The organism is Candidatus Albibeggiatoa sp. nov. BB20, from assembly GCA_016744725.1.
Taxonomy (GTDB): domain Bacteria; phylum Pseudomonadota; class Gammaproteobacteria; order Beggiatoales; family Beggiatoaceae; genus Albibeggiatoa.
Map to the genome: position 1 here is coordinate 36,080 of JADGDW010000009.1, position 12,120 is coordinate 48,199.

The following is a 12,120-nucleotide window of genomic DNA, read 5'->3' on the forward strand; positions in this document are numbered from 1 at the left end:
CTGTGAAATCAGGATCGTTTGGACATGGTGTATAGAAAAAACGTGCTGTAGTATCAGGCTCGCCTTGACACAATTGGTGAAAACCCTCATTGCCCATGTTATAAACATAACTGGCGTTGCCTGCTTCCAACAATGAGACACGGCTGATGCCTACCCCAACTGCTGTGATACTAAAATCTAAAAAGCCGAAACGATGGTAAATCGCTGACATCAAACCATCGATTGAACCTTTATAATTTTGGTCGCCACCTGAAATATTCTCCGACACCGTTCTGGATAAATAACCTGCTTGTATCACTCGATCTCCGACCGAAACACCAGTAAAACCGCTCAACCCTTCTGTTTCAAAATGCCCAGACGCATTGTTTAGAATTAAAAATTCTGCGTGATTGGCTGCTGACTGTTGCAACAAACTATTTTGCGCCAGCTCGGTCATATCAGTTTGTTGACGCAATTGGTTAATGTAAAGATAAGCACTACTTAAATCCGCTCCATCAAACACAATTTCTGCTTGCACAGGCGTAAGTGATAAGAGTGATAGAGGTAGCGTGTACATCACCGACTTTAAACGAAACATAATTTTTCCTACTTAAGAATATAGTTGCTACATAGTCTAGTTTAGTTTAAGCGTTAATGCCTATTTTTTTGGCTAATATGAGGCGTTTTTTTGAATCTTATTGATTTTTACACGATGATTTGGATTTGTGAAATAATGTAGGTTTAGAATTTTATTGATTAATTATTGTGACAAAAAACGATTTTCAACAGGTGAATCAAAAAGCATTGCGCTATTTAGCCAACCGCGAGCACTCACGTTTAGAGCTTCAACAAAAGTTACAAGCTCATGATTTTGACAGTGCAATAATCGATGCAGTTTTAGATGATTTAGCCACTCGTGATTATCAAAATGATCGACGCTTTGCGGAAAGCTATACCCGTTATCGAATCAATAAAGGTTATGGCGTGATCTATATTCGACGGGTTTTACAACAACGAGGTGTAAATACAGATATTGTGACCCCAGTATTAGCAAAACATGAGCATACTTGGTTTGATTTGGTGTGTAAGGTACAACAAAAACGATTCCATACTGGACCAAATAATCCACGTGAATATGCAAAACAAGTGCGATTTTTGCAATACCGAGGTTTTACCCAAGAGCAAATTCGTTATGCTTTTGATAATGAGTAGTAAATACCAGTGATAAAAACCTAGCCATGATGAGAGCATTGATAATTAATACTTTACTGTTATATTTTAAAACTAAATATAGGATAACTTTATGAATATTCAGGCATTACCTTTTCCTCTATATCGAGCAACCCAAGTCCGAGAATTAGACCGTATTGCTATTGCTGATATGGGTGTATCAGGTGTATGTCTCATGGAACGAGCGGGTAGTGCTGCGTTTCATTTATTAGAAACCAAATGGCCTAAAGCCAATCGGATCATCGTAATATGTGGGATCGGAAATAATGGCGGTGATGGTTATGTGTTGGCGCGTTTGGCCTTTCTAGCGGGTTATGATGTGACCGTGCTGCAATTAGGCGATATTAAAAAGCTCAAAGGTGATGCCAGAACCGTTTATGAAACCATGACAGAAGTTGGTTTATCAGTCCAAGTATTTGCTGAGAAGAAATTAAGTGTGGTTGATGTCGTTATAGATGCTTTGCTGGGCACAGGCTTAAACCGTGAAGTGAAAGGCGAATGGAAAGAAGTGATTGAAGGAATTAACCGTTGTCAATGTCCTGTGTTGTCACTTGATATTCCATCAGGCTTACATGCGGATACGGGCAATGTCATGGGAGCTGCTGTTCATGCTCAAGCCACTATTAGCTTTATTGGATTAAAACAGGGTCTATTTACCGCTGAAGGGCCAGAATATTGTGGCAAAATTTGTTTTGATGACTTAAAAGTGCCATCTGAAATTTATAAGCAAATTAAAAGTCACATTGTACGGTTTGATTATGATGCCTTAACCCATTTACTGCCACGTCGGTCGCGGGTGGCGCATAAAGGTAGTTTTGGCCATGTATTAATTATTGGTGGTGACGTAGGAATGACAGGGGCTGTCCGATTGGCAGCAGAAGCTGCATTAAGGGTTGGCGCAGGCAAAGTTACTGTAGCAACTCGAAAAGCCCATGCGATGCTAATTAATATGGGTTGTCCTGAATTAATGTGCCGTGGTGTTGAAACTCCTGAAGAACTCGCACCATTATTAGAATCCGCAGATGTTATTGCAATAGGGACTGGATTAGGTCAATCAGATTGGGCTAAAAATTTACTTGACACGGTGAAGTGTTTAGACAAACCCATGGTTATCGATGCCGATGGGTTAAACTTGACTGCTCAACATCCATTCCGTTTTAAAAATAGCATTATTACCCCACACCCCGGAGAGGCTGCTCGATTATTAGAAACGACTGTCACTGAGGTACAGCATGATCGATTTGCAGCAGTACAATCATTACAATTGCGTTTTGGTGGCGTGTGTATTTTGAAAGGTGCGGGTACTTTAGTGGCTGATCCCAAAGGTGGCATTGGGGTATGTACGGTGGGTAATCCGGGGATGGCGGTCGGTGGTTCTGGTGATATGTTAACGGGGGTGATTGCGGGTTTACTTGCTCAAGGTTTGAATAATGTGGCAGCGGCACGTTTAGGAGTTTGTCTACATGGTCAAGCAGGAGATAAGGCTGCTCAACAAGGTGAACGCGGTATGTTGCCCAGTGATTTATTTCCTTGGCTGCGATTTTATGCTAACCCTGAGTTACAGGAGCAAGCTGAACAAGCACTTAAATCTTCATCGGCTCGTTGTCAGTTTTCTATTACGAAATAGAGTGATTGGATTTGCAGTTCGCCCATTATCCAGTTTTGAATAATGGGCAGTTGTTAAGTTCACAATACATCTGTAGGTTGGGCTTCGTTCCTCAACCCAACCTACCGCGCTAATGTGGCCACATCATTTTACAAGGGCTTCTCCACAATGATTTTCAAAAAATAACCTTACCTTACATAGCAAGTTTTTTGTTTGATTTTGAGGGAAGTAATCAACTTCTTTATTAGTTTTTAAAATAAATTTAAAACCTTTTCCTTTTCGCGAATCATTGATTTCATAAATGTTTTCAATATCAGGTAAATAGATTTTCTTTATTTTGAATATATTCATGTACAGATATAAACATTCATTTTCAATTTTACAGTGAGGAAAAATAAACAAAAATATAATTTGTAAAACATTAAACAAGCAACCAAAAGCTACCATCCAATAGTAAATAGCCACTGCCATCTTCTGTTGATGATAACTCCATATTAAACCTATAAGAATTAGGATGGATATCATAAGCATTATTGGTTCATTCCAGTCTCTTTGCACTGACATATTGATCATAGACCCTGAATTTTGCCTCGTTCCTACGTGGCACGTAGGAATCCAGTCCAGACGCGTTGCGTCATGAGTCTACTCGACGTGCCACGTCGTGAACACATTCCCACAAAACTTATCTCGTTCCTACGCGATGCGTGGGAATCTAGTCCAGACGTGTTGCGTGTAGGTGAGTTGGTAAATTCCCTTTACTTAAATGTATCATACAAGCTAATTATTTATTATCTAAACAAGATTTAATCGCTTGAATAAACCGAGTGTTTTCGGCTTCAGTACCAATACCGACACGAATATATTGAGGCATTTGATACGCGGTAACAGGACGCACAATCACGCCTTTATGTAATAAAGCATGATAGATTTCATCACCATTGCCGACATCAACCGCAATAAAATTACCCACAGAAGGAATATAGCTTAATCCCATCGCATCAAATGCTTCTGTTAGCTGATGCATTCCAGCCTGATTCAATTTGATACTATCTTGAATGTATTGCTTATCTTGTAAAGCTGCCGTCGCGGCCACTAACGCGAATTGATTGACGTTAAATGGCTGGCGAACTCGGTTCAATAAATTAGTAACATCAGGATGAGAAAGTGCATAACCAACACGTAAGCTGGCTAAACCATAAGCTTTGGAAAAGGTGCGGGTCACAATTAAATTTGGAAATTCACTAAGCCACTGACTGGCATCTGGATAATCTGGCTCAGCCACATATTCAATATAAGCCTCATCTACAACCACGATTTTATCTTCAGGGACAGCGTGTAAAAATGCTTTAAGCTCAGCTTGCTTAACCCAAGTTCCTGTAGGGTTATTAGGGTTGGCAATGAAAATAACCCGTGTTTCAGGCGTTAAAGCAGCTTGCATTGCAGCCAAATCATGTCCCCAATTCTTGGCAGGTACTGCATTATGTTTCGCGCCAATTGCTTGTGTCACCAATGGATATACTGCAAACGCATGTTGTGAATACATTGCAGCTAAATCAGGTGTGAGAAATACCCGCGCAATCAATTCCAGCACATCATTTGAGCCATTACCCAATGTGATGCAATCCATATCGACCTGATGTTTGGCTGCTAATGCTTGTTTTAAAATAAAGCCATTGCCATCAGGATAACGGCCTAATTCTGGCAAGCTGCCTTGAATAGCTTGTTTAACATGGGTACTTATGCCTAAAGGGTTCTCATTAGAAGCTAGCTTAACCGCATTTTTAATGCCGTATTCACGTTCTAGCTCTTCGATAGGTTTGCCTGGCTGATAGGGCTTAAGACCTTGTACCCCTTGCTGGGCTAATTGGAAAGTATCACAACTCATAATTATTTCTCTTTGTTCATCAAATTGAGCAGGATTTTAGCATTAATTGTTAGTTAGCTCTAAATTTGTCATTGAAAATCTAATCCATTTTTTGTTTACGCTGCATTGATTGGTCATGAAAAATAGGGAATAGGCTATGTGATGATGTATTCATCTTCTATTTTTGAAATAAACTTATTCAAATCATTCAATTATACAAAACCATTATAAATTAACAGAATTGTTACCTATTATGATTTTTTTAATATTTACGGTATGATAGGGTTTATTTTAAAACAGGTTGAGGGAGATAATATGCAAAATGTAGATGGTTTAGATAAAGGCTTACGGGTTGTTATTGGTAGTGCTTTAGTAATGAGCGCTCTTATTTTATATATTTTATATCCTGAAGACTGGGCTAAATTAGGTATCTTTGCTTATATTTTTAGTATTGGTGGGGCTGTTGCAATGATAACGGGTTATGCTGGTTTTTGTCCTTTTTATTTACCATTTGGCATCTCTTCATCTCATCCTAATCAAAAGCTGGCTCAGCAACAAGCCGACAAGAAATAATCATTCACAACTTGTTATGAAGCACGCCTGAGTTTAAATAATTTTTGCCGTGCTCCAAATTAAGTTGTACAGTCTAAAAATCAACCCAAAATCATCAGCTATTTTATCTGCATTTCGCTGAGTATCAAGAAAGATAATGAGAAGATTAAACCCCTTTACCCCAATCTAATTTAGCACGTAATGTTGTGTAATGATCGTGACCTTGTGGATGAATCAAGCGGATATGCTGGCGCTTTTCTATGGCAACTCTATCCCCCGGAATCAATTCTTGACACAAAACTCCATCAGCATTGAGTTGTGCTTGTCCTGATTGTTCCTGCGCAATAGTGATGTGTACGCAACTATCTCCATCAATCACGATAGGGCGGCTGGTTAGGGTATGTGGGCAAATGGTTACTAAGACCAAGGCATTTAAGGAAGGATGAACAATAGGCCCGCCCGCAGAAAGTGAATAAGCGGTTGAACCTGTTGGAGTTGAAACCACTATACCATCAGCACGTTGTTGATTGACAAAATGACCGTTAACCTTGGTTTCGAAGCTCAGCATGTGCGACATATTCCAACGATGAATAACCATATCATTCAATGCATTACAATGAGATAAGCACTGTCCATTACGATACACTTCGCCATAAATTAAAAAGCGGTCTTCTTCAATGAATTGCCCTTCGAGTAGGATTTCATGTAAATAAGTATCCATCTCAGCAGGATTAATATCAGTCAAAAAGCCTAAGCGGCCTAAATTTACACCAAGCAAACAAACATCATGTTTAGCTAATAAACGTGCCGCTTGCAACAAAGTACCATCACCACCAATAGCAATGACTAAATCGCACCGAATGCCTAAGGCTTCCGTATTTGCTGCAACACTAATATTATGATGTGCTAATAGACGGGAACTCGGTGCATCAATGATAATTTCAACATCATCATAATTTTGTAGAATAACCACTAAATTTTCTAAAGCTGTTTTAACTCGTGGGTCGCCCCGTTTCGCAATGAGACCAATACTTTTAAACATAGTGCGTTATATCAACAAGAAACAAGTAGCGCATTGTACCGTAACAACCCTATTCTGTACTATAAAATTTTACAAACCACTCATGTGACAAAAAAATGATTCCTTCCCCTATAAATATCTAAATACAAACAGTTTACCTATTTTCCTTTTGAAATAGCCCCTAACGTCAAATATCTAACAGTCCATAGTCAAAAAAGCTATACTAATGCGCAATAACCTAATCTGTATTTAGGAGAAGATTATCGTGAATATGAATATATCAAAGTATCTGCTTTTTTTAATCCTGTTGTTTAATATACCCAATTTATATGCTGCTCAAGTGAATACTGATGTGGCGCAAGCAATTAATAATACAGGGTCTGCATACGTTATTATCAATTTAGAGGTTAATTTTGACTTTGAGCCTACAGATGAACAAATCCAACAAACCCGACGCTTACGATCATTAAAAGCCATTGAACCGCGTCCAGAACTATCAAAAACAGAAAAATTACAACGTATTAACCAAGCTGTGACAGCAGTTCAAGAGGAAGTATTGTTTGCATTACAGCATTTAGATACCAATCAATTTCAGCTAACAACCCAATATGGTTATATTGCAGCATTGGTGGCTGATATTGGGCAAGAAGCTTTAGCTATTTTGCGTCAACAACCTAAAGTCACGCTAATTCAACTCAGCCCACAGGGTCAAGCCAGTTTATCAACCAGTGTTCCATTGCTGAATGTTGATGATGTACACAGCTTAAGTCCAAGCAGCTATTCAGGCGATGGAATCAGTATTGCGGTGTTAGATTCAGGGATTGATACCGATCACAGTGATTTTAGTGACGGAGCTATCATTGATGAAAAATGCTTTGTCAATGCAGGTTGCCAACCTTCTAATGCCGATGAAAGTAACAGTGCTGAAGATGACTATGGGCATGGTACGCATGTTTCTGGCATTATCACATCTCCTGATGGTATTGCACCAGATAGCGATATTGTCGCAGTTAAAGTGATTGATGGTAGTGGTTTTTTCCAACTAAGTGACTTAATGTCAGGTGTGGATTGGATTGTTGAAAATTTGGATAGTATTAGTCCCGATATTCGAGTCATTAATATGAGTTTAGGTCTCACTGATCGCTACAGTGATGTCAATGAATGTAATTCAGCTTATCCTAGTTATACTGAAACCTTTAACCAATTAGCCAATGAATTTGATGTTATCACCTTTGCTGCATCAGGCAATAATAGCGAGGCCTCTAATATTGATTGGCCATCATGCTTAACTGATGTGATTGCTGTTGGAAATAGTAATAGCGGTGATACTTTGCATAGTACGGGCAATCGAGGCGACTTACTGGAAATTGTTGCACCGGGAGTAAGCATCGTTTCGACTGAAATGGATGGCACTACAAAAGCGGATACAGGTACATCTATGTCCTCGCCAATGGCTGTGGGTATTGCTGCATTATTATTAGAAAAAGACGATACATTAAGTGCTGCTCTTATTAAACAAAAGTTCATTGATACGGGTGTTGACATTATAGACAACTCTATCACTTATAAAAGGGTTGATGCATTAGCCGCAATTCAAGATGAAACAGCCCAAGCTCTGTTGCAATTAACTCAAGATTCAAGCCCTTATCTAAATGGCGAAACCTATGATTTAGGTGTACTGAGTCAAGGAGCAGACATTTCAGAGCAATTTAAATTATTTAATCTTGGTAATGAAGTGCTAGTAACCAGTGATTTTAGTTTAACGGGGGATACCATTGGCATAGAAGATTTTTTCCCTTCAGGTATCGCCAGTAATAGTGCTGAAACATTCACATTAAATATTCCAACTGACACTGAAGGTTCTTATAGTGGCTCGATTAACTTTGATTCCAACGACTCCAATAATAGCAGTTTTATCACAACATTAGAGTGGCTAGTTTGTGATGGTGAGCTGCCTGTCAGTAGTGATTTTGATGATCCTACAGGTTGTTGGAGTGCGACTGTTTTATATAATCCAGATTACGAAACGCCTCTAGCATCACCAAACGATTTTATTGATGATGCTGACCTTATCAAGCTTGTAAATAAAGCCAGTGAAATTAGCTTTCAATTTGAATCATCTCTGATTGTTAATTACACCTATAGCTTTGCCCAAGCTCAATTAACGACCTCTGCTTTTTCAACCACTGCTTATGAAAATGTTAGCCTTGATTTTGATTTTTATGAACGTAATGGTTCGGGTGATGATGATAAAATGAAGGTGCAATGGTCTACTGATGGTGAGGATTGGCAAGACATAGATGATGGTGAATTCAACTGTCAAACAAGTAGCTCAGCGGGTTGGAAACAAAAGAATCTCATATTCCCTGAAGAAGCTGAAAACGAAAGCACGATTTATCTTAATTTTTTATTTGAGGCTGATGGCAATAATGCGACTACAGGTAAAGATTGTTTTTTAGCAAATCTTGATATTACTGCTGACAGTGTTCCTGAAATCGCACTTTATGGGAATAATATAGAAATTACCAGCCCCGACACCACACCAGACACCAGTGATGATACTGACTTTGGAGGTGTAGAAATTGGCAATACTTTGAGCACAACCTTTAGCATTGCAAACGAAGGATTAGCCGATTTAAATTTAACAAACTCGCCTTATGTTACTTTATCAGGTGATAATGCTGACCAATTCTCCATCACTCAACCAAGCAATTCAGTAATTGCAGCCAGCTCAACACAAACCTTTACAGTTACGTTTTCACCTACTGCTGAAGGCGAGCAAAATGCAACTCTAACCATCAAAAGTGATGACAATGACGAAGGTACATATATTGTCCTAATTAAAGGTGAAGGCACTGTAGAACCTGTTTTAACCTTGAGTGTCGCAGAGACTGAATTTTTTGAAGATGATGGCAGCGATGTAGCAACAGGCACAATCTCTCGATTAGGAACTGACGGTGCGATAACAATCACCTTGAGTATTGATAATGATAAAGTTTCCATTTCCCCAAGTTCATTAACCATTGCTGATAGCGAAACCGAGTCAGATGAGTTTACGCTAAGTATGATCGATGATGATGAATATACAGGTAATGTGACCGTGGTCTTGACTGCTGCTGCGGCTGATTATGAAGCTGATACGATTAGTTTAACTGTGCTTGAAGATGACAGTAAACCTGTTGTAGTCGTAGAGGAAGAAGACACTTTCACATTACCGCCACCACAACCTGATTATGTTGCGGTCTTTATTGGTAGTCCTAATGGGCGGGTTATCAGCGACCCTGAAGGAATTGATTGTAATAAAGGTCAAGGCAGTTGTTGGCATATTTTCCCACGCATAGACCCTGAAACAGGTGTTACAACGCGCCTGACTTTAAATACGATTGCACCAGAAGGTTTGTATTTTGATAGTTGGACGGGTGATAGTGATTGTAATGACAGCAAGTTATATTTGAACGATACGAAAGGATGTCTGGCTTATTTCTACGGCATTCCTAATTATCAAGCTCCAGATGTTGAGCAACAGGCTTATTTTTCAAACATTGATTTTACCGCCGTGATTAATGAATCAAATAATATTTTGAGCCGTTTCGATTTAACAGACAAGCAAACGATATTAATAACTGCGACGGCCAATGACGAACAAGCCGACCCTGCTTTAAGTTTGGAACAAACCAATACCGAAAGACTGATTGCACAAAATGACAATTGGGCACAAGCGCTTAATCACATTGCATTAGAAGATATTATTTTACCTATTGCTGATAACAGTGCTGCATTATTGCAATATTTAGACGCTGATTATTATTCTTTAGCCATGACGGCAATTCAATCAGGTTTAGCCACCTTAGCGATTACACCACAAAATGATAAACCGAGCTTATCTTATATTAGTACACGTTTATTATTTACTGATGTGGACAATACCAAAGTTCGTTTTACACTTAAACATGTATCAAACACACAGCCTGTTTTGATTAAAGTTTGGGGTACAACGTCTGACTTAGACCCTTCCGTTGAATTGAGGTTTGGCAATAGAGTTTTAGCTAGTAATGATAATTGGCAAGACAATTCCCAAGCTAATGAAATTCCCAATAATGAGCAACCCAATGGTGTGAATGATGCGGCTTTGTTGGTGGATTTAGCCAATGCGGATTATGAACTCAATTTAAATACCGCTGGCAATATTAATGGATTATTGGTTGTTGAAATTCAACTATTAGATAATGAGTAATTCGACTATTGCTTAGGCGTTTGGAGTCAGTGTGCTGTGTATTATTGAATGGGAAGAGATTATGTTGAGCAAATTTTTTATTTTATTACTGGCGATGTTGCATTGCCCAGCTTGGGCAGCGGAACAATATGCTGGACACAAAGTGATGTTATTAAATTCATATCATGATGGCTATCCTTGGACTCATGATATTAGCCAAGGAGTACAAGACGTATTTGCAGGAACAGGGGTTGAATTGCAAATATTTTATATGGATACCAAACGTCATCGATTAGAGCATGAAAAACAAGCGGCTGGATTAAAGGCGAAAGCTGCTATTGACGCATTTGCACCTGATGTACTGATTTCAGCGGATGACGATGCGTCTAAATATGTGATTATGCCTTTTTATAAAAATACAGAATTACCAGTGGTCTTTTGTGGGGTGAATTTGGATGCCTCTGCCTATGGGTTTACAGAGAAAGCAACTCAGAAAAGTATTGTACCCAATATTACGGGCATGATTGAAGTGCATCCCACAAACTATCTGATTAAACATCTAAAGCATTATGCTAAAGGCGATCGTATAGGCTCTTTAAGTTTTGATGCAATTTCAGAACGCAAAGCCATGAACCACGCAGAGAAAACGTGGGGTCGTCCCTTTGATAAAGTTTATGCACATACGGATTATGAATCGTGGAAACAGAGTTATCTAAAGTTGCAAGATGAAGTGGATATGTTGTTTTTATACAATCCCTATGGTTTGACGGGTTTTGATGCTGAAGATGCAACTCAGTTTATTGATGAACATATTAAAATCCCGATTGGAACGACTTTACCTGCAAGAATGCCATTTTCAGTATTTGGAATTGTGCAATTGGGTTCAGAGCAAGGTGAATGGGCAGCTAATGCCGCTTTGCGTATTTTAGGTGGAGAACGCCCTAGTGATATTCCAGTCACACACAATAAAAGTGGTAAGCTTATGATTAATATGCGTCTGGTAAATAAACTTCAATTGAAAGTAGACTTGAAATTACTTAAAACGGCTGAGATTGTTAAGTAGTTTATTTTGGATGAAATAATTCAAATAGTTTCCATTACAATAGAACTTACAAATATCAGAATCACTGTATAGTCTTTTTATTTTAAAGTGATACAGGACTGGCAGTCCTCAATTTTAAAACTGATTGATATTTAAAGTATAAAAGGACTGCCAGTCCTAACACATGAACCAGAATTAACTATATAAATTAAGTTTTAATAACAAATATATTTTTATATGAAGCAAGGCTTTTAGGCATGACTCCCAAATTCTATTTGGGAGTAGCGAGAGCAGTCTGAAATCGTTTTTATGTTTAAAAGCCTTCCAGCAAAGTCTGCTTTAAAACCTCAGCGGGATAATCATCAACCACTAAAGATTGTCCGATACCTTTCATTAAGATTAAGCGAATTTTACCTGCTTGTACTTTCTTATCCACTTGCATCAATTCCAGCATTTGATCGGCTGTTACGCCGTCAGGAATTGTTATCGGTAAATTCATTGCTTGTAAAATGGCTTGGGTGCGTTCCACACTCTCAGCATCCATCCAACCCAAACTCTGTGACATTTTAGCCGCTAATACCATACCAATCGCGACGGCTTCACCATGCAATAC

The 12,120-nt window shown here is 38.7% G+C and carries 10 protein-coding genes; 5 read left to right on the forward strand and 5 right to left on the reverse strand.

The window, feature by feature from the left end; translation table 11 throughout:
- Window positions 1-577: CAP domain-containing protein (locus tag ABXH34_RS02055; RefSeq protein WP_353570191.1), on the reverse strand; the 577-nt coding region annotated here is incomplete at its 3' end.
- A 167-nt stretch (window positions 578-744) separates the two neighbouring features.
- Between ABXH34_RS02055 and ABXH34_RS02060 the strand changes: the two genes are divergently transcribed.
- Together ABXH34_RS02060 and ABXH34_RS02065 are read left to right on the forward strand one after the other, a co-directional pair.
- Window positions 745-1,191, forward strand: a complete 447-nt coding sequence (locus ABXH34_RS02060; RefSeq protein ID WP_353570192.1) for a regulatory protein RecX — start codon at window positions 745-747, stop codon at window positions 1,189-1,191.
- 91 nt (window positions 1,192-1,282) lie between these two features.
- Window positions 1,283-2,836 carry an NAD(P)H-hydrate dehydratase gene (locus ABXH34_RS02065; protein ID WP_353570193.1) on the forward strand — a complete coding sequence of 518 codons (1,554 nt, stop codon included), beginning with the start codon at window positions 1,283-1,285 and terminating at the stop codon, window positions 2,834-2,836.
- A 123-nt stretch (window positions 2,837-2,959) separates the two neighbouring features.
- Here the strand turns inward: ABXH34_RS02065 and ABXH34_RS02070 are convergent, their stop codons facing one another.
- Both ABXH34_RS02070 and hisC read right to left on the reverse strand, forming a co-directional pair.
- The gene (locus ABXH34_RS02070) at window positions 2,960-3,379 is read right to left on the reverse strand and encodes a hypothetical protein (protein ID WP_353570194.1); all 420 of its coding nucleotides are present in this window, start codon (window positions 3,377-3,379) and stop codon (window positions 2,960-2,962) included.
- 217 nt (window positions 3,380-3,596) lie between these two features.
- On the reverse strand, window positions 3,597-4,700 hold the full coding sequence (gene hisC / locus ABXH34_RS02075) for a histidinol-phosphate transaminase (RefSeq protein ID WP_353570195.1): 1,104 nt from the start codon (window positions 4,698-4,700) through the stop codon (window positions 3,597-3,599).
- 294 nt (window positions 4,701-4,994) lie between these two features.
- Between hisC and ABXH34_RS02080 the strand changes: the two genes are divergently transcribed.
- Entirely contained in the window at window positions 4,995-5,252 is a 258-nt protein-coding gene (locus ABXH34_RS02080; RefSeq protein ID WP_353570196.1) for a YgaP family membrane protein, read from the forward strand.
- Window positions 5,253-5,397: 145 nt separating this feature from the next.
- Here the strand turns inward: ABXH34_RS02080 and ABXH34_RS02085 are convergent, their stop codons facing one another.
- Window positions 5,398-6,273, reverse strand: a complete 876-nt coding sequence (locus ABXH34_RS02085) for an NAD(+) kinase (protein ID WP_353570197.1) — start codon at window positions 6,271-6,273, stop codon at window positions 5,398-5,400.
- Window positions 6,274-6,523: 250 nt separating this feature from the next.
- Between ABXH34_RS02085 and ABXH34_RS02090 the strand changes: the two genes are divergently transcribed.
- Together ABXH34_RS02090 and ABXH34_RS02095 are read left to right on the forward strand one after the other, a co-directional pair.
- A complete protein-coding gene (locus ABXH34_RS02090) occupies window positions 6,524-10,486 on the forward strand; it encodes a S8 family serine peptidase (RefSeq protein WP_353570200.1) in 3,963 nt (1,320 codons plus the stop codon).
- 61 nt (window positions 10,487-10,547) lie between these two features.
- Window positions 10,548-11,528, forward strand: a complete 981-nt coding sequence (locus tag ABXH34_RS02095) for an ABC transporter substrate-binding protein (RefSeq protein ID WP_353570198.1) — start codon at window positions 10,548-10,550, stop codon at window positions 11,526-11,528.
- A gap of 292 nt (window positions 11,529-11,820) precedes the next feature.
- Here the strand turns inward: ABXH34_RS02095 and ABXH34_RS02100 are convergent.
- Window positions 11,821-12,120, reverse strand: a 300-nt coding sequence (locus tag ABXH34_RS02100) for a 3-dehydroquinate synthase family protein (protein ID WP_502710391.1), incomplete at its 5' end; no start/stop codon positions are given.

Coding starts and splice junctions, on each gene's coding strand:
- ABXH34_RS02065 (WP_353570193.1), top strand. CDS start 1,283: ATGAATATTCAGGCATTACCTTTTCCTCTATATCGAGCAACCCAAGTC.
- ABXH34_RS02070 (WP_353570194.1), bottom strand. CDS start 3,379: ATGTCAGTGCAAAGAGACTGGAATGAACCAATAATGCTTATGATATCC.
- hisC (WP_353570195.1), bottom strand. CDS start 4,700: ATGAGTTGTGATACTTTCCAATTAGCCCAGCAAGGGGTACAAGGTCTT.
- ABXH34_RS02080 (WP_353570196.1), top strand. CDS start 4,995: ATGCAAAATGTAGATGGTTTAGATAAAGGCTTACGGGTTGTTATTGGT.
- ABXH34_RS02085 (WP_353570197.1), bottom strand. CDS start 6,273: ATGTTTAAAAGTATTGGTCTCATTGCGAAACGGGGCGACCCACGAGTT.
- ABXH34_RS02090 (WP_353570200.1), top strand. CDS start 6,524: ATGAATATATCAAAGTATCTGCTTTTTTTAATCCTGTTGTTTAATATA.
- ABXH34_RS02095 (WP_353570198.1), top strand. CDS start 10,548: ATGTTGAGCAAATTTTTTATTTTATTACTGGCGATGTTGCATTGCCCA.